Origin of the sequence: Streptomyces sp. GbtcB7 (genome assembly GCF_019091445.1) — a bacterium.
Classification (GTDB): Bacteria; Actinomycetota; Actinomycetes; order Streptomycetales; family Streptomycetaceae; genus Streptomyces; species Streptomyces mirabilis.
Genome location: NZ_JAGXJM010000292.1, coordinates 1 through 270, shown reverse-complemented (window position 1 = coordinate 270; position 270 = coordinate 1). Strand labels below are relative to the sequence as shown.

Sequence of the window (270 nt, the reverse complement as noted above, 5' to 3'; positions counted from 1 at the left end):
CCCCGTACGGCCCGGTAGAACCGCGCCGCCATGCGCTGCCCCCCCCCGGAGGGGGGGAGGAAAGCGGCGTAGGAGGCGGCGGCCAGCGACTGCAGGGCCCCGGTGTGGATGAGCGTCCACGAGAAGTGCCCGCCGACCGCCTCGGCTGCGGCCCCGGCGCCCTGCTCGTACAGGTGGGGCAGCTGGCGGGCCACGAACGCACCGGCTTCGGTGACGGAGCGCCGTTGGAAGTCGACGATGGCGGCCTCGAATTTGGCGAGGGGGGCGGCA

The 270-nt window shown here is 74.8% G+C and carries 1 pseudogene; it reads right to left on the bottom strand.

Annotated elements, in window-relative coordinates:
• Nucleotides 1-270, bottom strand: a pseudogene (locus tag KVT44_RS56125) (hypothetical protein); the annotation flags it as partial.